The organism is Leptothoe sp. LEGE 181152 (assembly GCF_032906605.1).
Lineage (GTDB): Bacteria > Cyanobacteriota > Cyanobacteriia > Phormidesmidales > Phormidesmidaceae > Leptothoe > Leptothoe turfae.
Window position 1 is genome coordinate 53,225 of the sequence record NZ_JASATU010000035.1, and the last position, 22,777, is coordinate 76,001.

The window sequence follows — 22,777 nt, forward strand, 5'->3', positions numbered from 1 at the left end:
AATCTGTCTTATCCACTAACAACAAGGGCGGAGACTTCTCTTTCTCCACATAATGGCCATCTGTAAGCTATAGAATCTGCCATTTTTGGCCATTAAATCACCCAAACTCCGGAACACCCAAACTAGCATAGAGCAGATTCTTAGGCTCACCAATGAGTTTTTCTGGAGAATCCAGATACCTTTCGGTTAGCTATCGAAAAGAATGGGTCCAACTACATAGAAACCTTTCTTAAGGAATAGGTTGGCATGGCATCCGAAAACAAGTACAGGCGAACTAAAGCAGTGACTTGTTTGTGATCACACCCCATCCATCCTACTTTTAAAACACCCAGAAATCGGTCTTAGACAACCATTTTTTAGTTATTTGCCCCGTTCCATAACCTTTTCTTTACCGACAGATTATAGTCTGACATCTCCCGATATCGTTTGCGTAGCAGCCAAGATAGTTAAGCAATTTAATCCTGTCGTTGCAGCTATTCAAATCTGCGGTATCAAAGGGAAAAGCCCCCATTAAGTCAAGGATTACCTTGAGGAGCCCCCATAATGACCGTTTCTGTAAAGAAGCAAACGATCCCCAATCTGCGTAACCCTGATTATTACTGCAATCGAGAGCTGAGCTGGTTGCAGTTTAACGACCGGGTGCTCCACGAGGCCTTTGATGAGAGAACGCCTCTGCTAGAACGCCTCAAATTTCTAGCAATTTTCAGTACCAACCTGGACGAATTCTTCATGGTACGGGTGTCTGGCCTATTGGAACAGGCACAAGCAAATATTACAAAGACTCCGGCAGATGGTCTGACACCTCAACAACAGCTAGAGCGTATTCATAGTCACCTATTACCAGTTGTGCAACGACAACATGAGTATTTCTTGGGTGAGATGCGATCGCAAATGGCTAACGAAGGCATCCATCTTCTCACCTACGATCGACTCAGCAAAGAACAAAAGTCTCACCTCGCCAAATTATTTGACTCCCGCATCTTTCCAATTTTGACTCCTCTGGGTGTTGATCCTGCCCATCCCTTCCCCCGCATGTCCAATCTCAGCCTCAATATTGCCGCCGAAATTGAAGACCCCAAGAACCAAGAACGTCGCTTTGCCAGAATCAAAGTGCCGAACAACCTGCCTCGGTTCATTAGTTTGCCAGACGAACTCACAACTGTTAATGGTGAGTCAGTTCATTGGGTAGGTGTAGCCCTGGAAGATATCATCATTCATCACCTGGAGGCTTTGTTTCCAGGCATGACTATTCTCAGTAGTCATCTGTTTCGGATTACCCGAGATGCCGACTTCCCCGTACGTGAGGCAGAAGCTGACGATCTCTTACTAGCCATTCAGCAAGAGATTAGCAGACGTCGACTGGAAGGATCTGTCGTTCGTCTTGAGGTAGCATCAACATTTCCCCAGGAACTACAAGACTCTCTGATTCAAGAATTCAAAATTAGCCCTACTGACATCTACCAAGTAGACGGCTTACTCAACCTGCAGGATCTCTTTTTTTTTCTGTCTATCTCCAGACCAGACATCAAAGATTCTCCCTGGGTAGCTGTTATCCCACCGCGTCTCAAACCTATCCATGAAGTAGACGTTGAAGAAGCTCTAGATCTACCCGATACTCACCCGGATATTTTTTCCATTATTCGAGATGGGGATCTGATGCTTCACCATCCTTATGAAGCCTTTGATGCCTCGGTGCAAACTCTGATCACCCAGGCTGCCCATGACCCTCAAGTGCAGGCCATCAAAATGACTCTGTACAGAACATCTGGGGATTCTCCCATCGTTAACGCACTGATTGAGGCAGCGAGAAATGGTAAGCAGGTAGCAGTACTGGTTGAGTTAAAGGCCCGATTTGATGAAGAGAACAATATCGAATGGGCCAGACGCTTAGAGCAATCAGGCATTCACGTTGTCTATGGGGTGCTAGGGTTAAAAACCCACACCAAAACAGCTCTCGTCGTGCGTGAAGAAGGCGATGAGCTACGTCGTTACGTTCATATTGGCACCGGCAATTACAATCCCAAAACTGCTAAGCTCTATACTGATTTGGGACTCATGAGCTGTCAAGAAACTCTGGGTGCGGATTTGTCCGATCTGTTTAACTATTTGACTGGCTTTTGCCACCAAAAAGCCTATCGCAAGCTACTGGTGGCACCGGTTACACTTCGAGATCGCATGATTGGCCTGATTCAACGTGAGATCGACCATTGCCTAGAAGGACGTCCCGGCAAGATCATTGCCAAAATGAATTCGTTAGTTGATCCTGAGATGACCCGTTGGCTGTACAAAGCCTCCCAAGCAGGCGTTCAGATCGACCTCATCATTCGTGGCATTTGCTGTCTCAAACCCGGCATTCCTGAGGTTAGCAAAAACATCCGCGTCATCAGCATTATTGGCCGATTTTTAGAGCATTCTCGGATTTTCTACTTTCAAAATAATCACCAAGAAGAAGTCTATATCGGCAGTGCCGATTGGATGCCCCGCAATCTAGATCGACGGGTCGAAGCCGTGACTCCTATCGAAGAATCAAGCTTGGTGGATGAACTCAAGGAACTGCTAGCCATTTTCATGGCAGATAACCGTCAAGCCTGGGAAATGCAGTCTGATGGCAGCTATGCACAACGCCACCCTCACTCTGATGAACCTGAGCGTAGCTCCCATCAACAGCTCATGCAACGTGCTACTGCAAGAATGTCCTAAAGCCAGTCATAACCTAACTCACACCGAGATCATTACGTTTCCGCATCAAACTACATCAAATAGACAGTGCGGAAGGCTTCATGTTTCTATACAATATCCTCTTAATAGGAATAAATGCTCATCTTATAGTGCATTTGTTCCTATTAAGAAAAATGCTCATACATTAAAAATCCATTTTTATAAGCAGCGAGGGGTAAACATGTATATCGTACAAATCGCCTCCGAATGCGCTCCGGTGATTAAGGCCGGCGGTCTAGGGGATGTGGTCTATGGCTTGAGTCGCGAGTTGGAATTATCCGGCCATACAGTAGAGCTGATTCTGCCAAAATACGATTGCATGCGGTACGACCACATTTGGGGTCTACACGATGCCTACAAAGATCTCAAAGTGCCCTGGTATGGTGCCGAAGTTCGCTGTGATGTTCACTGCGGATGGGTGCATGGACGTCTCTGTTTCTTTATTGAGCCCCACGACAAAGACAATTGGTTCCGCCGTGGCCGGTATTACGGCTGCGATGATGACCCTATGCGCTTTGCTTTCTTTAGTAAGGCAGCCCTAGAGTTTTTACAGCAAAGCAATAAGCGACCTGATATCATCCACTGCCATGACTGGCAAACAGGTCTAGTGCCGGTGATGCTTTTCGAAATCTATAAGTATCATGGCATGGAGCACCAGCGGGTGTGTTATACCATCCATAACTTTAAGCACCAAGGCAATGCTGGTACCGAGGTGCTATGGGCGACGGGTCTAAATCGCGAACCCTACTACTTCAATCATGAGCGGCTACAGGATAACTTTAACCCCTTCGCCCTCAACTACATGAAGGGTGGGATTACTTACTCCAATGCTGTTACCACCGTTTCACCCCACCATGCCTGGGAAGCACACCATGGAGACTTTGGCTATGGTTTAGGCCAAACGCTTCATATCAACCAGCATAAGTTTAAGGGCGTCCTCAACGGCATCGACTATAACCTATGGAATCCTAAGGTTGATACTTACATTCCCGAGCCCTACACCCCCGATACGCTAGACCATAAGCTTTACAACAAGAAAGCGCTACGCGAACGGCTGATGCTAAGCCATGATGACAAACCACTCGTCGCTTTTATTGGTCGCCTGGACGAGCAAAAGGGTGTACATCTGGTGCACCACGCCATGTACCGAGCCCTCGACCGGGGTGCTCAGTTTGTACTGCTGGGCTCAGCCACTAATGCCAGTATTAATGACCATTTCCATTACGAAAAAGCTCACCAAAATGATAATCCTAACTGCCATTTGGAGCTGGGATTCAACGAGGAACTATCACACCTGATCTATGCTGGTGCGGACATGATTGTGGTGCCGAGTAATTTTGAGCCCTGTGGTTTGACTCAGTTGATTAGCTTTAAATATGGCACTGTTCCGGTGGTCCGTGGTGTCGGTGGCCTCGTGGATACTGTCTTTGACATTGACTATGACGAAAGTAAACCGCCTGAAAAACGCAATGGTTTTGTGTTCTACCAGTCAGATAACTATGCTCTAGAGTCAGCATTAGATCGGGCGTTAGATCTTTGGTACACCGACCGCAAAGGTTTCCAAACGCTACAACGCCAGGGCATGGCCTATGACTATTCATGGCATATCCCTGGCCAACAATACGTTAAAATCTACGATTCAATCCGTCACCGCTAAGCTAACAACAGAAATCGATATCACAAGCAATACAAACCCCTTTGGCCAGGGTGGGCATTTTGAGATAGCACACCTAGTCATCTCAAAAGGGGTTTATTTGCCATGTCTAGTGCTGGCCTAAACAAGTGGACTGTTAGCGGTAACTTAGCTGCTGACGCCGCTGTTAAAACTGTCGACCTCCGCAGTGGTCGTCAAGCTCAGGTAGCTAGTGCCACTATCTATGTGCGCGGGGTGAAAGATAGAAATGAGTCTTTTACCGTGAGATTAAATATTTGGGAAGGCTCTCCCGCCTGGCGCACCCTAGCTTTTTTGAAAAAAGGTTCACTCATTATTTGTACGGGGAGTGTAGAGCCCACACCCTATGTATCAAAGACAGATGGCACGCCCAAAGCAGGACTCACTATGAAGGTTCTCGATATTGACTTAGATGTAGTAAAAGACCCTAATAGGGACAACAATCATAGTGATCAAAGAGCTAACGACAAAACTCCTGTAGCTGTATAAACACCTAGTCTTACGGCGAACCTATGTAGCGTTTTTTGAGGTGACTTAGTAGCTTTTAATGCCTTTGAAAGAAACATTCCAGCGTCTTTAAAGAAAGTTCAAGCGATCTTTGCTCAAGTGTTAGCTGATGGACATCATCTGGGATGAATTAGTGTGTAGACAAACAAATTATATGTAACCCACCCCCTATTCCTACACCCATATACAGAAACGGGCCGAGTTGTCGTCATTGACAATTCGGCCTTTATGCTTCTCATACCCAATCCGAATTTATTAAACCCGATTAAACATGGAGACTCCTGTAGGGGCAGTCCCTTGTGGATACCCTTAAATATCGAACGCTATCAATCAGGGTTTCATATCATACGTCTTGCGAATAAAGACAACGAGTTTCAATTTTGTAAGGTCGAGCAGTGGATGGCTCTGTAGGCTCTTCCAGTAGATTAAGGGATTTTCCTACCGTGAGCCCTAAACTATTCGTCATGGACACATTTTTCGCAGATGATCTTCCATAGGCATCGTAGTATCGAGCTATAAACCTCTCTGGATCTGACTCGCTCGGTTTAAGTGCGGCCAGGATGAGGTGATCGGATTCCAAGCTGAAAAAGCTCTGGCTGGTCGAAACAGGAGTAGAGCGATTTGAGGATGTCATTGCTTTAGGAAGGTAAGTCCTTAGGGGAATATTGAGTGCCCGAGCATGGTGGGGGGTGCAGGCCGATTGCCAGGAACCTGCATGGGGATAAATGGCATAGGTGAAATGATGATGACCGCGATCGCAACCTGGATCAGGCCATAGCGGAGCCTTTAATAAGGTCAGTCTTAACTGACTTGGCTGGGCATCAAACCCATGCTTACAGTCTGTCAAAATGCTCAGGCCAAATGTATCATCACTCAAATCAGCCCAGCGTAAAGCAGGCACTTCCCACTTTGCTTTTTCATGGTCAGTTATCGGTTTTGTAGGCCGCTCAATGGCACCGAAGGGCACCTCATAGGTCGCCTGATCAGCCTCCACAGTGGTCGGAAAATTAACCTTGAGCACCACCTGCGTCTCCTGCCAATCCACCCAGGTCTCCACTTTTAGCAAAGGAGACGCCGCTTCCAAACAATACTCTTGAACAATCGTGGATATATTGAGCTGACGGGTAACACGCAAGCACTGGCGAACAGAATTACGAGAAATCCATTTTATCTCCAACAGCTTTGCAGGGGCAGCGGGATGATCGGCATAGTCTGGCGCAATATTCCATGCGTCCCAATACTGACCACTATCTTCAAAACACTGCAACTGATTTGCCGCTGCCTTAAAAATCTCTCGTCCCGTCGCCACATGAATACAGGAAGCAATGTCTCCAGTATCTGGAGAAACAACAACTTGTAAATACCCATTATCTAAAACAAGTTCATCTGAGTTTTGGTCGTCTCTCTTCTCTGAAGCATCAGACACGAGCGCATATAATCGATAGCCCACTGCTGGCACATCAGCGGCTAAAAAGCTGAGAACCTGACTCTCTTCGTTAGCCTTTTTAGCTAATGGGTTACTTGCTCGATGCACCTCATACTCCACTGGCTGCTTGGTTTCGCAATTAATAATTTGCCACTGGCCTAACGGTAATGTTGCAGTCACAACCTCCGTGCGTGACCAGCCATGGGCATTAAACACAAACAATGGTTGACCTTGCTCTGGTAATGATTGACCGGATAGGGTCTCTAATGCATTGACCAATGCCTCTTGCCCTAAGCTCTCCACCTTAGACCACTCTTGGTTTGCATCTTGAAAGACTTCCGGAATCGATGAGCCTGGCAAAACATCATGGAACTGATTAAACAACAACCCTTTCCAGGCGGCCTCTAAGCTATCTTTAGGATAAGGGTGTGCAGCTTTTATCTGCGCTATCGTTGACCATAGCTCCGCCTGATATAACAAATCTTCTGCGCGACGATTCTGTTGCTTTTGATCACTGTGGGCTGTGTAGCATCCGCGATGCAACTCCAGATATAGCTCATCATTCCATAGGGGTAAAGCAGGAAGAATTTGACTAGTAAAAAACGTTTGTTCTATGTCTGTACTGGGATAATCAGCGTGGGGTAAAGCATGGGATACAGTCTTTAAGAAGTTGACTGGGGTTGAGAATCTCACCTGGGGGAAAAATGGAGACTCTTGCCAGCGTCGCGCCTTAGCTAACATGTCACGGGTGGGGCCACCGCCGTGATCACCGACACCAGGTAACCAACATGCATGGGGGCTATTTGTTTTCTGTTCCCACTGCGCGGCATACTCTGCCATCTGGACAGGATCAAAATCCGTACCAATAGGAGGTAACGTCCACCCTAAAATTTCACTGCCATCGGGGGCTTGCCAACGAAATAGCTCATGGGGAAACTGGGTGGTGTCATTCCACCGGAGTTTTTGGGTGGCAAATATATTTACACCGCCTAGCTTGAGTAGCTGGGGCAGCTGCGAACAAAAACCAAAAGTATCAGGGAGCCATGCGATTAAACTGCGGGTACCAAACTTTTCTTGGCAATACCGCTGACCGTAGAGGATCTGTCGTGCGATCGCTTCTCCACTGACAATATTCAGCTCAGGTTCAACCCACAGCCCTGCATCAATAGACCATTGCCCTGCAGCCACCTGCTGCTGAATTTGACGAAACAGTTGAGGGCGATTGGTTTCTAACCAAGCAAATAAGGCCGGACTAGAGTGGGTATAGATCAGTTCAGGAAACTCCTGCTGTAGTGTCAAAACCGAGGTAAAGGTGCGCTCTGCCGCTTGCCAGGTATCAGCCACAGGCCACAGCCAAGCTAAATCTAAATGGGCATGGCCAACACAGTGAATTTGCCGCTGTTTCAGCCAATCGCCATAGGGCAACAGACATTGGCGCAAGTGGGCAAGACGCTGATGTAAATCGCCATTGCTGGCTTGCCACTCTTGAGTAATAAGATCCGTCACTGCAGGCAAGTTTTCTGGCGTCAACGTCTGCAAATAGTAATGCAGCACCTGTAATTCATCGGCCACAAAGCCAGGTTCAGGGCTGATGGCGTGATTTAAGGCCTCATAAATTAGATGCGATCGCACCAACGCCCCTGCATCATGCTTCGGACTTGCCAGGCGCAGCACCACCTCAAACGATTGTCCCGGCATCACCGCCTCACTCAAACAAAGACGCGTGAAGAAGTCGAACAAATCCCCCGCCTGGACGAACTCACCATTAATATAAAGCTGTGCATCTTCAGCCCACCAAGCAGTGACTAAACGCAGAGTCAAACCATCTAAGGGATAGCCATTCAGAGTATCAGGCACCGTAAACCGTTGATACAAGAACAGCACTCGTCCCTGAGACCAAGCAATGTGATGACGTTCATTCAACGGCATCACATCCCATTGAGGCCCCTGTTCCATCGCCGCTGTCAGGCTGCCCCCCATATCCTCATACAAACCGTGCCAATGCATTTGCACATCCTGCTGACTGTAGGACCGCAGCTCTTGAATCAGGTTCGTCACAAATGAGATAGGGGCGTTCATACTTCCGCTAAGATCGAACTAAGATTGATCAAGGATCTGAGGATACTTGCCATACAACTATGCCATCGTCGTCTCGCCCCTACAAAAGCAAATTACTCAGATTCGTCCTGCAGCAGTGGCAGCAGGGGTTAGAACGACAAGATCGAGCTTGGCGGCAGCTACAGTCAACCGCCACCTGGGGTGCGCAGGTCGCAGTGTTTCCCATCTATGTCGTCATGCGGGCATTAGAACGAGCAAATTTTGCCCTGGGCAGCAATAATACCCCTGACACTAGCAGCAGCCAACCCACTGTCCCCACCACTCGTGCTCAGGGCAATGTTACTGACCTTGAGCATTCGTTCACTGCAATTTTGACCCACACACAACAACTGCTCTCCTCAGAAGACTCATCCCAGCTAGTAATCGCCCCTTCAGGTAGCCTATTAAGCAAGGCACAATCTCTTCTATCTGGTGTTATTCAACGGATAAGGCAACAACTTCCAGGGAGCCAATTATCTACTAGGGGTTCCGCTGCTCTTACCAACATCCAAAGAAAACAGAGTCACCTCGTAACGTCTGCTAAACCTCAATACAGATCTAAAGGGTTAGCTGTGGCTCAATCTGCAAGAATGCGGCGACAAGCTAGGGCGGATTTGCTTCAAAATGGCACCACTCTGGCATCTTCTATCGAAACTCAAAAGATAGTTCTAGTGAACCCAAGCAATGAGGTCTTCGATATTTTTACCCCTGAACAACAGGCAGACCTAAAACACTACATTGCCTGCGTCATGAACGCCTATCGGGAATCGAGAACCATTGTCCCCCGTAAAACCAAGCAATTATCAGCTAAAACAATTCTGGCCATTGGTGCTGTCTTTATTGCCGCCTTACCGATGGAGTTTCGAAAAGCCTGGGCTCAGGTGGCACCGGGTCCAAAAGCCCTGAGTCTGCCCCCTCTAGAAACAAACAATCCTCAACCTCGCTCTCGTGTTTTTTACCCGTCTTCAGCGACGAAAGGTACTGTTAAAACACGGGCTCAACGCTTATCAAGTGGTGCAACCCATACCTACAGTGCCCGTCGCCTATCCAGCAAAGATCCCCATGCGTTTGAAGCTAACATCAATGACGTTAGCTACTTAGAGCATCCTTTAGAAAGGATGCTGCGCTGGTTAGATCGGGTTCTGACTTGGTGTGAACATCGTTGGCAACAATGGCTTGAGGGTAGAGCTAACATGGGATAACCTAACGCATCCTGCCACCTATCATGCTCAAAATTTGGTATCGCCTGTGCCGCGCTATGCAAACTCATCGCACAGCCTTACTGCTAAATCTGGCAGTTATCGTTCCATTTGCCCTGCTCACAGCCTACATCAAAGTCTCAACCATACTTAACGGATACTCGGCAGGGCGAACGCTCAGGCGATCAACGGGTATTGACTTACTGATTACGCTATTTAGTGAGCCCTATTCCATACCCTATGAAGGAATTCTCACCGAGATTTCCGAAATTGTTTGGTGCTTCCCCATTGCACTCTGTTTCTTTACCGCCCATTTGTTACGTCATCGGCAACTGCGTCGATATTTAAGCTGTTTCGGTATATTTTTATCTCTGTTATTAGCAGATGATGCATTTCGGATAACTCTTATTCTCTATTCTTTATTAGATGTTCCTAAAATTTTGATGTATGGGCTTTACAGTAGCGTTGGAGTAGCGATCGCAATCTGCTTCTGGCGCACTATTTTGACAACACCCTATCGATTACTGCTAATTTCTGGCGCTTTACTGGTCTTTTCGGCAGCGGCGGATTTTTTACCCATTCGTGGCATTGGCACGCCCATCATGCTAGAAGACGGAACCAAGTTGCTTGGCCTTGTTAATCTAAGCATCTACGTTTGGCAATCAGCAAAATTAGCCCTTACCAAATTTCCTATGGCCAATCCGCCATCAAACACTAGCGATCGCACAGGTCAACTATTTCAGAACTTTTGATAGGCATCAACAGAATGCCCTCAAACATGCACTACTAAATCTTTTGAGCAACTTGCCATTGACGGTAGAAACCCTGAATTTCAGCTTCACTATAAATCTTTTCAACCTGAGGAGATCGATAAAGCCTATCCAGATATTCTGGGGGAAAGTTGATGTGCTGCTTAAACTGCTTATAGATTTTGCCTTGCTCTTTTCTTTTACCTGCAACATTGGCCTTCACAAGGCTTACATTATTAATATTCAGAAATTTGCTAAAGGCTTCTTCGACACAGTGATCAAGATGCTCTACTTTCAGAACCAGCAAATCAACATGATCATATGAATAGATCTTAAATCCGTCAGTTTTAGAAAAGTCATTTAAGGGATTGTCAATAGAAAAAACGGGACTAAGCTCTTCATCAAACCAAGTAAATGGGTGTTTTTCATCAAGATAATGATGAAAATATTTTTGGATCAAAGCCTCAACATTAAAATCATTGAGCAGAGCATTAAATTCAGAATTATAACGATTTTCCTGAAAAAACTTTGATATATTGCGAGCGACAGGATCTCTGACTAACGTTATGATTTTCCATTTTGATTTTGAGTCATTAAGACCTCGATCTAAACATCGTCTCAGGTATTGACTATGAATAAGATGTTCATCAACTCTATGAGTAATTAAAAACCGTTTTTTATACGCCTGCTTCACCTCATGGATAGAAGCAGGCTGTAAAGTATGCAAATGGTAGATGGAAGCATCAAGATTTCGATTTTTTAGTGTCTTATGTAAGCTAGTTGAAGCTACTTTACCCATCTGGTAAATCAAGATTTTATTGGCCTTCGTATCAGCCTTTGCAACCTTAAATTGTTCATAGAAATTTGAAAGATGAAAGTTTTTCTTAATTAACCATTGGATTAGTTTGCCTTTAACGCTTAAAGCCATTTATAGTTTTCAAATAAAAAAGTCAACAATATCAGTTACTTAGAACGTCCTCTAACAAGGATTTTGCACTGGCTTGTTCAAGCGCTTACTTGGCTTGAAAGAGCCTGGCAGCAATGGATTGAACAAATAGCTAATATGGGATAACACGTATAGCCTTTACAGGATCAGGTAATTACAGTCGAGGCATATCTGTTTGTGAAGTTTGAGTGAAGTCCGTAAAGCAAGACGTCATAATTTATGGTGCCATAGATAAGCTTAGCTTGACGAGAATATGCTTGAAAGCAGGAATAAATTCTAAGAATTTATGTTGATATGGTGATAATCCAACAGGCACTCTTTTATCAAGGCTTGTGAGGTGATAGTACGCAATATCACCCACACTCTCAGAACAAAATTTATGAAGCTTACTTGAAGTCTCAGTATTAATGCTTTCAGGGATTGTGGAATCAGTAGTAACCTTATTGATCAGGAGTAAGCGTTTATACACAACGTATACACAAAAAGAAGTTCAAAACGGTGTGGCTTTTTATACTGTTTGGACGTGTGGAATGTCCAACTCACTTCATAAATCGCTCACAATTTATCATGATTGGCGATTGGCTTACTAACGTTTGCCCATTACTGCAATGGATGCACAAGAGAAGTACGCACCATTCTGTAGCCCATTAAAGATAAGTATTTAATAAGTATTTAAAACATCTATCTACTCATAATTATGCCGAAGCCCACGGTCACAAAGGATAATAGTCACAAGTCAACAGAACCTAATGCCGGTAATGAAATTGGTCAATTGGCTGTAGCCGCAACTTTTACCGCCGACCCTCTCAAGGAAATTCTTGAATTCTGGTTTGCTCAGCTGGGTTTGGCTATGGAAGTTAACCTAACTGATTACAATCAGGTATTTCAGCAACTGCTCAACCCTGCAAGTTTAATGGCCCAAAACACTCAGGGTATTAACTTATTGCTGATACGCATTGAAGATTGGATTAAATTTCAGACATCCGAGGAGCAGACTGAAGAAAATCTGAACGCTCTTTGTAGGGATATTTTAAAGAGAAATAGTCAGGATCTAATTAACGCTATCTTTGAGTCAGTTCAGCGTTCTTCAACACCCCATATAGTTGTTTTTTGTCCATCTAATCCAGATACATCAACTGAGACAAGAGCCCTTTATAACCAGATTGAGCAAACGATTGTCGAAGAACTTAGCCCGCTTAATAATCTATACTTTATACCGTCTGGGACCATTTTCTCGCGATATCCCGTTAACGATTTTTATGACGCTAATCGCGATCGCATCGGCCATATTCCCTTCACTCCTGAAGCGTTTGCCGCCCTCGGAACAATAATTGCACGGACAGTTCATGCCCTGAAGCGCCCTCCCTATAAAGTCATTGCTTTGGATTGCGATCGCACCCTCTGGCGCGGCATATGTGGAGAAGATGGTCCCCTGGGCATCGCAGTCGATGAACCGTTCCGGGCACTACAGTCCTTTATGGTGCGCTGTAATGAAGCTGGCTTCCTGTTGTGTCTATGCAGTAAAAACGTTGAAGAAGATGTTTGGCAGGTATTTGATCAGCGGGACGATATGCTCTTGGGTCGTGAACACCTGGTAGGTTGGCGCATTAACTGGCAGCCCAAATCAGAGAATTTGCGTTCTCTAGCCACAGAACTCAACCTGGGGCTAGACAGTTTTATCTTCATTGATGATAACCCAGTAGAATGTTCGGAAGTACGGGCGCACTGCCCCGAGGTACTTACGCTACAGCTACCTGAAGAGCCCGACCAATTTTCTCAATTTCTCAACCATATTTGGCCCTTAGATACCCTCAAGGTTACTGAAGCAGACAAAAATCGTACTCAACTTTACCAACAAAACGCGGCTCGTAAGCAATTCGAACAACATTCCATAGACTTTAAGACCTTTATTGACGGGCTACAGCTGGATATCAATATCGCCGCTCCTACGCCAGAGCAGTTTTCTCGTGTCTCTCAGCTAACTCAACGCACGAATCAGTTTAACGCTACAACATGTCGATATAGCGAATCAGAGATACAGAGACTGTGTCAGACCGATAGCGGATATGGCTGCCGCGCTGTGACTGTTAAAGATAGGTTTGGGGACTATGGTCTCGTCGGGGTCATAATCTTCCAAAGACAGGCACACACATTAAATGTCGATAGCTTTTTACTCAGCTGCCGTGTCTTAGGTCGTGGAGTAGAACACCAAATGTTGAAGCATCTGGGTGAGGTTGCGGCCAATGACGGCCTGAATACAGTTACTCTAAACTATCGGCCCACATCTAAAAATTTACCAATTGCAGAATTCTTCACATCTGTTGGCCATTCCTACCAACAAGATACCCATGAAGGCTGCCAGTACGAACTCCCCCTAGAAGTTAGTCAAAATCTAAGCTTCAACTCCAGTGCCTCCACTCAACCATCAAAGGCAAAGGAAAACGTGCCTAGGGCAGAGCAAAACAATCCTATGGTTGCACAACAACAAAGCAAATCAGAACAATGGGCTCACATTGTTCATCATCTATGGCAGCCCATACAAGTACTTAATAACCTTACCGAGCAGCACCAGAGAAAACGCGCCCATGACGATAACTGGAGTGAGCCCAAAACAACCATAGAGAAAAAACTCAGTGAGATATGGAGTAAGGTTTTACGGATTGATAGAGTGAGTCTCAACGATAATCTATTTGACTTAGGTTGCACATCTTTACTCGCGGTAAACGCGTTTACCGATATCGAGACAATCTTGGGCAAGCGTTTACCGATATCAACACTTCTGGATGCACCCAACATAGCAACCTTAGCGAGCAAGATTAATCAGCATCAAGATCAGACATGGCATCCTTTAGTCACTGGACAAGTTGGTGGTAGTAAGCTTCCTCTCTACATCGTACATGGTGGCTATGGTGACATTCTAAGCACGGTAAAAATTGTTGCCCACCTAGATAATGAACAGCCAGTCTATATTCTACGAGGGATTGGACTAGATGGCCAACAACAACCATTACCGTCAATTGAAGCCATGGCCAGCGCTTACATTCAGGCAATTAAAGAGAAGCAGCCTCAAGGACCTTATCAATTAGTAGGGCAGTGTTCTGGTGGTATTGTTGCCTTTGAAATGGCACAGCAGCTCACCAACCAAGGTGATATTGTTGAATTTTTAGGTTTGTTAGACACGCCACATCCTCAACTGGAAAATCACTTTACTAACCGGCTACGATACTATTTTCATCGTCCCACCTACCGTCACCACCAATGGGATCGCAGTTATTACTTGTTTACAGGGATTTACTACCTACGTCATCTGAGAGTATCATTTAACTATCATCTAGACGAATTACGTAAACACACCTTGGTAGAGCAACTGCGGTATGTTGGCAGAAAGCTGAGTCAAATAAGCTCTAAACTAATAAATATCAAGGGTTTGACAACAGCTACCCAAAATATAGAGCAGCAAAATAAAGGTGAGATAGCTACCGACCAACTAGCACCAGTTATAACTAATACTCAAAACAATACACATCATTCATTAGCTAAGCAGAGACTGATCAAGGACGAGTTCTTCGAGGTTTTTCTGCGAGCTCAGAAGGACTATGTTCCAAAGACCTACACTGGCAATATCAACTTCTTCTTAGCTCTGCAGCAAAGCTTTGTACCTAAGCATCCTCCTTCATCATTAGCGTCCTTAAAGGCTAATCTAGGTCCCGTTCAAGATCGCAAAAAGCTATTATTTGGATGGGATACTTTAGTATCAAAAGGAAAGTTCTATATCTGGGATGTTGACTGCCCACATCCAGCAATGTTTGAAGATCCTTACATTCAACAACTGGGCAAGACAATACAAATAGCTCTTGATACTTCAAAAACCAGTCCAGAAATCAACAATGATAGTAAGCCAAAAGATATGGATATGATATCCACGGTCATATCCTAAGAACTGTTCCGGGCAGGCTGTTGCTAAACATTTTATTGATCTATCCCAGCATGAATCAAGTATTGTTTTTTGCCTGCCTCATGGCCTACTCGCCAACCAAAACTAAAAAACCATACAGCCAGATCAGCTTTACTACGAATTTGTAGCAGTCCCTTAATCAGTAAACGCCACGCCATCACACTTTTCGATAAAGGTCGAGGTGACATCCCAATTGCTTTATATCTCTCATAAAGAAAGACTTGACAGTGCGCATAGGAGTACGCTTGTTTATAGATTCCTACTAGCGAATGGCGTAGGCGATAGTGAACAATAGCCTCAGGGATATACTTAATACCCGATCCTTGCAGCTGAGCCTGTCGACAATATTCAAAATCTTCACAGGTAAACAACGTTTCGTCAAACCCTCCAATTTTCTCGTGAACCTCTCGCTTAACCCCCAAATTACAGCTCGCCGTATAAGGATAATCAGGAGATAATTTACTGTGCAACAAACCATCGGCTAACATTTCACGCTCCTGCCCTCCCAAACGAGACTTAATGACCCAAGATGGGTTGAGCTTTTTAAGTTCGCAACCACCCCCCACCAAATCGTACTTTTCCAGTGCCGTTCCCATCGCAGCAACCCAACCAGAAGCCACTTCATCATCAGCATCACAAAAGGCTATGCTCTCACTTGCCGCAGCGCTCACGCCTTGATTACGAGCATAGGCTGCTCCTTTACGTTCATAAGCCTCAATAATCCTCAGATGTGGGATCCTCTCCATATAATCTCTTGCAATTTCTAGGGTGCGATCAGTCGATCCATTATCTACAATGATCGTCTCCCACAATTTGTCCCATTGCTGCTGAACCAAAGCATCCAATTGTGCACCCAGCGTATCCGAGACATTAAAACACGGAATCACAACACTCAATTTCATACTACACACTCTCAAAAATTCATCTTGAGCCACCTCAAATCTAGCAGTCTTACACTAACTTGGATGCATCATGTTGCCAGAGGTGATAAAAGTTATCGATTTCAGCTTTACTACATTTTTTTAACTTGGGGAAATCGTCAGATTTGGTGCAGGTGTTCAGAGAGAAATTTCACAGCTTGCTTGAATTTCTCATAGAGCATTCCTTTTTTCTCTCTTATACAAAATCTTGACTGATAGCGCCCGGTATCGAAGGGCATGGCTTCGACGGTGAGCTCAGCCGAACCGCACAAGGGAGTGCCCCTACAGGATTATCCATTTTTAATCGGGTTTAGTGAATTCGGATTTGGTATTATTAGTAATCCACAACTTTTATATCTTTAGCGCCTAGAAAGTCACGCAGTATAGCTTCAGAAAATATACCAAGCTTTCCTCACTTTAAAACCAAGCATGCGACATGATCAGATAAGTGAATAATGCTGTCCAAAATATTGACTATGCATAATATGTTCGTCAATTCTACGAGAGTTAAAAATCGCTTTTTATAAATCTTTATTCCTCTATCGATCACTAACGGCGATAAGATGTCTGCGAACAACTATTTATCACCAATAAGGTCAGCTTTAACGCTATTCAACACCTGGGCAATGGATTGATGATAATTCTTTACAGAGAAGGTTTGCAGAACCTTTTTTCTTGTCTTATTCCAATCAACTTGATAGGCTGTTTGCTTGTAAATTTGAGTGATCGTGTCAGCCATTACCTCCGGTGAAGCTTCGCAGGCCCAAAAATCTACATTAGGATCAAAAAACTCTTTAAGAGCAGGAGTAGACATCGTCAAGGTTGGAATACAAAGTGTCAAAGATTCAATCAACTTATTAGGGACAGCTGCCCGTGCTTTCTCAGTGTCGCCAAAAATTCCAAGGGCTAAATCACAGTTTTCCACAAGGTAACGTGGCAATGAATCATCCGTGAATTTCAAGTCTTGGCGTAAGGTGACTACTTGTTTTAATCCCAGTTCCTCAATCTGTGTTTCGTAAGTATTGAGCAGATATTCTCGACCTTTAGGCGGAATACCAAATAGTTGACACGAAAATTTAACCTGGTTATTTTGCAGTTTGTGGAGTGCTTCTAAAATAGTTGGAATTCCATGACTAGGAATTAACGTACCCCACCAACAAATCCGTAAACAATTATCCTGAATAGTATTGTGTTGATATTCTGTTAGCTTAGATTCACAAAATAGTGGCGCGATCGCAATTTTATCTTCTACCAATTTAATATCAAAAATCTTTTCCCAATAGCTCAACTCATACCGTGACAGATGAATGATACGGTCAGCTGCTGAGAGAGCCAGCCGATCATGGGCAAATAGTAACTGAGCTGACTTGCTATCAGCAGAAACATCTTGCTTTTCACGTACCCGTGTGTCATAGGCTGATATATACATCTCAACAACTAGCTTAGTTTTAAACAAACGGCTAGCCCATATAACTGGAGTAATTAGATTACTATTTAGGGGCAGTAAATAAATAACATCCGCTAATGCTGCTTGAACAAATAAGTCAACCAAGTAGTAACTAGATAAAAGTATACGTAGAGCTTTTGTGAGCAGATCTTTTTTTTCACCCAGCTCATAGAAAAACTCAGGCGATATAAACGATATTCGATAGCCCGAATCCAACAGATATTTAAACAGATTTTGAGAACGATAGGCTCCAAAAACATTGCCATACAGTAAAATTTTGAGCCGTTTTTTAACTATCGCCATAAAGAACCCTACATACTTTTATTGGATCAATAACTAATTAGCATTAGGCCTCACATAACTGCTTTTCAGCTGCTCTAAAAGAATGCGTGGCGACTGGTCTGGAAAAGCTCCCAACAGCAGTATTTTCATACTGGCAGAAAACAACGTTTTAGGTTGTCTAAATAGTGATTTATCATGCATTAGGCAATTCCAGAGAAACTTAATGGCCAATAGGGACTTTTTTCGATCCCCATCAAAACTATTTTCTGGAGCATCCAAAACTTTGAACAATAAATAGCGATAGAAGTTAGCAATACACTTAGGCTTCAAATATTGAAGGTTTTCAGGCACCTGATCAAAAACTTGCTCAATAATCCGTAACCGGGTTTGCTCATGTCGGGTTAAGTTAAACGATTTAGAACTAGCAGAAATTCGATAAAGCACCTGAACTTCAGGAACCAAAACAAACTCATAGTCTTTCGCAAGACGGACCCACATCTCCCAATCCTCATTAGTCAATAGGGCTGTGTTAAAACCGCCAGCATCTTGAAATACCTGCTTCCGTACTAGAGGCGTAGAGCCAGACTCCAAAAAATTCCCAAGCAGCAGTTTCTGATAGACATTGCCGGTATATTTTGGGTGTCTGCCGTTACGCAAGAATGTCCCCGCTTCATCGATACAATCAACCCAGCTGTAGGCTACAACTGCTTGCGGAGATTGCTGTAATGCTGTCACCTGAGACATGAGCTTATCTGTAGTCCAGAGATCGTCTGCATCCAAAAAAGCAATAAAATCTCCAGAGGCATGACTTACTCCACGGTTTCGACTAAAGGAAACACCAGAATTTTCATAGGAGAAGACTTTAATGCGTTGATCATTAATTGCAGCAATTTTATCTAACGTAGAATCTTGAGAACCATCATTGACAACAATAACTTCAAAGTCGACAAACGTTTGCTTTAAAACTGACTGTAACGTCTCAGCAATCGTCCTTTCACTATTAAAAACAGGAACAATAACAGAAATCAAAGGCATCGGAATACCTCAATAGTCTTATGCGGACGGATTCGCTAGCTTTTTTCTTAACAAATAAAATGGGCTCAAAAAACCTCCAATAAAGAACACGAGTTCACACATGAGGACGACATCATCTCGAATTTGAAAGCGGTATTGCACTAAATGCCTGACTATGCGTTTTAGATTACCAAGAAATATACGACTGACAATAACAGGGACCTGCCATACACTGACATTGATTAATCGCAATTCGCAAATACAACTACCTACGGTATGAGAGAGCGAGAGTAATGCTTCTTTCTCTAGACGTTTTTGAGGAATATGATGATAAATATGCATATCGGGGTTATACCAAATTTCCCACCCCTGACGATGCATGCATATTGAAATCTCAAAATCATTTCCACCCCGGGTAGTGCGTTGTAACTGAGCCGGAACAGCCTCAAGCCACGCCTGTTTGTAAATGACTAACCCTGCACCTGGTGGCAAAATCAACACATCAGGTTGATAGAGATGGGGATTAGGCCCTCGCTCTTTAATGGCTAAGAATGATTTTATCCGTTCAAAGTTCTCGGGTGGCGGCACCTCAAAATCACCGTGAATTTGGCCACCATAAGCGCCTGCATGAGGATGCTGCGCTCCAAAATGATAAGCCGCTGTAACCCAATTTTGATCCGGAGCAGTGTCATCATCCAAAAAGCCAACCCACTTACCGTTAGCGGCTTCTACTCCACATTGACGGGCATAGGCTAATCCTTGTCTAGGTTCAGTTACATAGCGCAAAGGCATAGTCGTTAGCCAATTTAGTTGATAGCCTTCAATGACCGCAGCAGTCCCATCAGTACTGTTGTTATCCACAATAACGACTTCCCAGGCAAAGGAGTCAGAGATATTCTGAGAACGCAACGCATCCAACACCCTTGGTAATCGTTGCGCGCCGTTATATGTAGGAATAACAACCGTAAAATCAACCATAGTTCAGCATTGCACCTCTTAAGTCAATGGAGTTGGCTTAGATAAATAATATCCTTGCAGATATTGAATGCCTACAGATTGAAGCTGCTCCATAATCGCTTGGGTCTCCACGCCTTTAGCAACTAATTGAATATTACGCTGCTGACTAAAGTGAACCCAATCGCCTAATTTTGGGCTAGCAGAGACAACCATCCTGGAGCTGAGCTTCAAACAGTTTACCGGCAACTGCATAAGATCAGAGGAGATCTCTAAGTCATCGGGAATCTCATCTATGGTCACATATAATCCCAATGCCTTCATACAATGAACCAGCGTTGTCGCTGCTGCAAGGTGATTCATACACACCGAAGCCGGAATCTCAAAGTATAAACTCCCAGATTTGAGTTGATAACGTTCAATCTGTTCTTCTAAAAAGTGAGACAAACTAGGATCGCATACACTAACCGCTGACAAATTAACTGAGTAGGTTGCCTCCACAGGTTTAGCAGCTAATCTTCTACAAACTTGCTGAATGACACGACGGTCTAAGGTGCGCATCAAGCCATAACGTTCTGCCGTCGGGAAAAAGCTAGCAGGAGGCACCAATCTCTCCTCAGAAGAGTGACAACGCAAGCGCAATAAGATTTCATGATGGCAAGGAGTAGCTAGATTGTTGTCCAACGTTGTTGACGCGTCGAGAAAAACAATCGCCTGTTGATGTAGAACAAGTTGGCGTTCCTCAAATGCATCTGTTAAACGTTGTAGCCACTGCTGACGTTCAGGCAGTTGGGTCTTATCTACTCGATTTTGCCAAAAGTCTCGGGATGCTTTTTTTAGTAAAAAGCTAGGACTAACCACAGTACTGGTCAGCAATGCTCGCTCACAGGCAGTCACTGTGGTCAGATTATGCTGACGCGGCCCATTCTTTAGATAATGGAGAGCCAGTTTGCGCAAATCATTGGCTATGTACGCAGGTATTTTGAAAAGGCGTTGCCAATCTTTAGTGCCTAACCAACGAATATAAAATCGACTTAAACCAACACAGCGAAACAGTGAAACCAGATACTCTTGTTGAAGACGCTTACCAGGAATCTGATGATTCACTACCATGTTGGAGTTATACCAGATCTCCCAGCCTGCCCTCTGAATATGAAGCATGGCTTCTAAGTCTTCACTGGCAAGGCCAGCATTTTTACCTTTATGATTCAGAAATAGGCGCTCTGGGACTGCATCGAGCCATGCTGTCCTGCGAACAGCTAACCCAGCAGCTGGCGGCAAAATCTTAGACTTTGGATCATATAGATGGGGTTGATTACCCCGTTCAACAATGGCTAAAAAACACGCAATATGCTCAAAACCATCTGGCAAAGGACCTTGAAAATCACCATGAATTTGACTGCCAAAGGCCCCTGCTTGGGGATGAGCCTCAGCAAACTGTTGAACATTGCTCAACCAATCATGGGCTGGAATATTGTCATCATCTAGAAAGGCAACAATATGTCCATGGGCTTCGATTACGGCTCTTTGTCTAGCAAATGCTGCTCCCTGCTCCGCAACAAAACAGTATCGTAATGGATGCTCCTGAGGCCAGGTACTCTGGTAATCTGCCACTACATCGACGGTGCGATCGCAACTATTATTGTCACAGACAATGACTTCCCAATGCAGATCGGATACCCCTGCCTGCTGTTGAAGGCGCTCCAGCACCTGAGGAATACGCTCAGCACCGTTATAGGTAGGAATAGCAACGGTAATATCCAAACAAGGTTGCCGAGATTCAACCGAGGACTCAGTCGCCTTATTCGGTTGAGAATCAACGGTCATCATGACTAGAGGCCGAAGGTCTTATGTAACAACATTTAGTAAAAGCTGCGTTGCCTTTACCCAAAATTTCAGACATCAGATAACTACCAATTAGCTGCCATGGAGCAACCCAAAAAAGTGGACAGTAATTATCGAGCAAAGTCGATAAACGCGCAGACGCTCTATGGTGATGGTGGTTTGAAATATGTAGATTGAGAAATATCAAGTTTGATAGTCCCTAGATTCATTACAACACATGGGTCAGCCCAAGGAAAGTCACCTACAAGGACAGTCATTGACAGCAACTTCAAATGACTGTCGGGGGATAGCCAGCCCCACTTAATCAAAAAGAGTAACGTGCAAAGTCATCTTCATGGTTTTTACAGACTCCATTAGATCTATTTCTAAAACGGACCCAGCCATTCATACTGAGTCCATCCACCTTAAAACTTTTCACCACTTAGGATAAATATTGGCACAATCGGCTTTAATACCTGATTCGAGCCACGGGTTTCTAAGCGGCTACCCCCGGTTTGAACGACTTCTATATTTCTGACCTGTAAATCTGCAAAGCTCTCAGAAATTGCATAGAGCGATTGAAAATTTCCTGCTGTCACGACGAGCCGACCATGGGACGCAAGTTTATGCCAGGCGTCAGTTAAGAGAGGTTTTAGGTCTCGTCCACCTTCTACCAAGATTGAGTCAGGCGTATGGGGCAGGCTGTCGAAGCAGTCGGGAGCATTACCAACGACAACATCGACATTAGATATCTCAAACCGCTGACAGTTATTTTTGATCAGGGTTGCTACGTCCTCATCTCGCTCCACCGCCACAATTGAGCCCTGGGGACAGAGCAACGCTGCTTCTACCGTAATGGTCCCAGTGCCTGCCCCAATATCCCAAAGCACAGCCTTAGGTCCTAATCGGAGAGCACTAAGAATGGCCAATCGCACCTCACGTTGGCTCATGGGAATACCAGGTAGCTGCTCAAAAAAACGATCGGGAATACCGGGGGTAGCGTAGGGCCAGAGGGGCTCCATGGAAATCTGCCTTAAAACGCTGGAATAGCCTGAGGATAGCGCTGT

14 protein-coding genes are annotated in these 22,777 nt (G+C 44.6%); 6 read left to right on the top strand and 8 right to left on the bottom strand.

Features of this window, described 5'->3' with window-relative positions; translation table 11 throughout:
• Positions 1-543: 543 nt before the first annotated feature.
• From ppk1 to QGP82_RS19715, 3 genes are all read left to right on the top strand, one after another.
• Positions 544-2,700 carry a polyphosphate kinase 1 gene (ppk1, locus tag QGP82_RS19705; RefSeq protein WP_163659987.1) on the top strand — a complete coding sequence of 719 codons (2,157 nt, stop codon included), beginning with the start codon at positions 544-546 and terminating at the stop codon, positions 2,698-2,700.
• 199 nt (positions 2,701-2,899) lie between these two features.
• Entirely contained in the window at positions 2,900-4,375 is a 1,476-nt protein-coding gene (gene glgA / locus QGP82_RS19710; protein ID WP_163702928.1) for a glycogen synthase GlgA, read from the top strand.
• 102 nt (positions 4,376-4,477) lie between these two features.
• Complete coding sequence (locus QGP82_RS19715; RefSeq protein WP_163659992.1) at positions 4,478-4,879, top strand: single-stranded DNA-binding protein; 402 nt, start codon at positions 4,478-4,480, stop codon at positions 4,877-4,879.
• A 361-nt stretch (positions 4,880-5,240) separates the two neighbouring features.
• Here the strand turns inward: QGP82_RS19715 and QGP82_RS19720 are convergent, their stop codons facing one another.
• Complete coding sequence (locus QGP82_RS19720; protein ID WP_163659995.1) at positions 5,241-8,402, bottom strand: alpha-mannosidase; 3,162 nt, start codon at positions 8,400-8,402, stop codon at positions 5,241-5,243.
• 59 nt (positions 8,403-8,461) lie between these two features.
• On the opposite strand from QGP82_RS19720, the gene QGP82_RS19725 reads away from it, so the two are divergent.
• Both QGP82_RS19725 and QGP82_RS19730 read left to right on the top strand, forming a co-directional pair.
• A complete protein-coding gene (locus QGP82_RS19725; protein WP_163659997.1) occupies positions 8,462-9,622 on the top strand; it encodes a hypothetical protein in 1,161 nt (386 codons plus the stop codon).
• 23 nt (positions 9,623-9,645) lie between these two features.
• Positions 9,646-10,371, top strand: coding sequence for a DUF8692 domain-containing protein (locus QGP82_RS19730; RefSeq protein WP_163659998.1), 726 nt, complete (start codon positions 9,646-9,648; stop codon positions 10,369-10,371).
• Positions 10,372-10,405: 34 nt separating this feature from the next.
• On the opposite strand, the gene QGP82_RS19735 is transcribed toward QGP82_RS19730, so the two are convergent.
• On the bottom strand, positions 10,406-11,296 hold the full coding sequence (locus QGP82_RS19735; protein ID WP_499060742.1) for a putative capsular polysaccharide synthesis family protein: 891 nt from the start codon (positions 11,294-11,296) through the stop codon (positions 10,406-10,408).
• Positions 11,297-12,011: 715 nt separating this feature from the next.
• On the opposite strand from QGP82_RS19735, the gene QGP82_RS19740 reads away from it, so the two are divergent.
• Positions 12,012-15,251: an HAD-IIIC family phosphatase gene (locus QGP82_RS19740; RefSeq protein ID WP_499060743.1), complete on the top strand. Its 3,240-nt coding sequence runs from the start codon at positions 12,012-12,014 to the stop codon at positions 15,249-15,251.
• Positions 15,252-15,283: 32 nt separating this feature from the next.
• Here the strand turns inward: QGP82_RS19740 and QGP82_RS19745 are convergent, their stop codons facing one another.
• The 6 genes from QGP82_RS19745 to cbiT form a co-directional block, all read right to left on the bottom strand.
• A complete protein-coding gene (locus QGP82_RS19745; protein ID WP_163696940.1) occupies positions 15,284-16,204 on the bottom strand; it encodes a glycosyltransferase in 921 nt (306 codons plus the stop codon).
• Positions 16,205-16,766: 562 nt separating this feature from the next.
• Positions 16,767-17,852, bottom strand: a complete 1,086-nt coding sequence (locus QGP82_RS19750) for a glycosyltransferase (protein ID WP_250565641.1) — start codon at positions 17,850-17,852, stop codon at positions 16,767-16,769.
• A gap of 120 nt (positions 17,853-17,972) precedes the next feature.
• The gene (locus QGP82_RS19755; RefSeq protein ID WP_163696944.1) at positions 17,973-18,953 is read right to left on the bottom strand and encodes a glycosyltransferase family 2 protein; all 981 of its coding nucleotides are present in this window, start codon (positions 18,951-18,953) and stop codon (positions 17,973-17,975) included.
• Between the two features lie 18 nt (positions 18,954-18,971).
• Complete coding sequence (gene hpsE, locus QGP82_RS19760; protein ID WP_163696946.1) at positions 18,972-19,910, bottom strand: hormogonium polysaccharide biosynthesis glycosyltransferase HpsE; 939 nt, start codon at positions 19,908-19,910, stop codon at positions 18,972-18,974.
• Between the two features lie 18 nt (positions 19,911-19,928).
• Positions 19,929-21,716, bottom strand: coding sequence for a hormogonium polysaccharide biosynthesis glycosyltransferase HpsE (gene hpsE, locus QGP82_RS19765; protein ID WP_163696948.1), 1,788 nt, complete (start codon positions 21,714-21,716; stop codon positions 19,929-19,931).
• A 419-nt stretch (positions 21,717-22,135) separates the two neighbouring features.
• Positions 22,136-22,732, bottom strand: a complete 597-nt coding sequence (gene cbiT, locus QGP82_RS19770) for a precorrin-6Y C5,15-methyltransferase subunit CbiT (RefSeq protein ID WP_006516988.1) — start codon at positions 22,730-22,732, stop codon at positions 22,136-22,138.
• Positions 22,733-22,777 lie beyond the last annotated feature (45 nt).

Coding starts and splice junctions, on each gene's coding strand:
- ppk1 (WP_163659987.1), top strand. CDS start 544: ATGACCGTTTCTGTAAAGAAGCAAACGATCCCCAATCTGCGTAACCCT.
- glgA (WP_163702928.1), top strand. CDS start 2,900: ATGTATATCGTACAAATCGCCTCCGAATGCGCTCCGGTGATTAAGGCC.
- QGP82_RS19715 (WP_163659992.1), top strand. CDS start 4,478: ATGTCTAGTGCTGGCCTAAACAAGTGGACTGTTAGCGGTAACTTAGCT.
- QGP82_RS19720 (WP_163659995.1), bottom strand. CDS start 8,402: ATGAACGCCCCTATCTCATTTGTGACGAACCTGATTCAAGAGCTGCGG.
- QGP82_RS19725 (WP_163659997.1), top strand. CDS start 8,462: ATGCCATCGTCGTCTCGCCCCTACAAAAGCAAATTACTCAGATTCGTC.
- QGP82_RS19730 (WP_163659998.1), top strand. CDS start 9,646: ATGCTCAAAATTTGGTATCGCCTGTGCCGCGCTATGCAAACTCATCGC.
- QGP82_RS19735 (WP_499060742.1), bottom strand. CDS start 11,296: ATGGCTTTAAGCGTTAAAGGCAAACTAATCCAATGGTTAATTAAGAAA.
- QGP82_RS19740 (WP_499060743.1), top strand. CDS start 12,012: ATGCCGAAGCCCACGGTCACAAAGGATAATAGTCACAAGTCAACAGAA.
- QGP82_RS19755 (WP_163696944.1), bottom strand. CDS start 18,953: ATGCCTTTGATTTCTGTTATTGTTCCTGTTTTTAATAGTGAAAGGACG.
- hpsE (WP_163696946.1), bottom strand. CDS start 19,910: ATGGTTGATTTTACGGTTGTTATTCCTACATATAACGGCGCGCAACGA.
- hpsE (WP_163696948.1), bottom strand. CDS start 21,716: ATGATGACCGTTGATTCTCAACCGAATAAGGCGACTGAGTCCTCGGTT.
- cbiT (WP_006516988.1), bottom strand. CDS start 22,732: ATGGAGCCCCTCTGGCCCTACGCTACCCCCGGTATTCCCGATCGTTTT.